Below are 405 nucleotides of genomic sequence, written 5' to 3' on the forward strand. Positions count from 1 at the left end.
GTCAAGGGCACCGAAGAGTTTCGGCGCGAGGTGTGGCTGCAGGCCTCACTACGCGGCCTGCAAATCCAGGGTTACCAGCCGCGTGATGTCGACCTTGCGAAACTCAAAGATCTCCAGCAAGAGGAATCGCGGGACAAAAGCCGCAACAGCATCGAGCGTGCGCCTGAACGGGAACGGGCCGCGCCGGCGGCGGGACCAGTTGAGAAGGAAGCAGTTGTCGATGAACAGCAGGCGGGTCTTTCCAAGCGGCAGCTAACGGCCATCGAAGCGATCAAGGCTGTGATGCGGCAACGTGGGGATTCGGAGAAGGCCGTCGACATGGCGGCGAGCATCGCTGCCGAGCGGTTCAACACCGATCGTGTGTATGTGGGCACTGTGCTCGAGCACGGCGCAGCTCCTTACGAG

General features: G+C 62.0%; 1 protein-coding gene. It reads left to right on the forward strand.

Annotated features, from left to right (window positions below; all coding sequences use genetic code 11):
- A partial coding sequence (locus tag GV818_RS35275) for an LPD7 domain-containing protein (RefSeq protein ID WP_372242150.1) occupies positions 1-405 on the forward strand: 405 nt, incomplete at both ends.

Source organism: Pseudomonas sp. Fl4BN1, from assembly GCF_009908285.1.
Taxonomy (GTDB): domain Bacteria; phylum Pseudomonadota; class Gammaproteobacteria; order Pseudomonadales; family Pseudomonadaceae; genus Aquipseudomonas.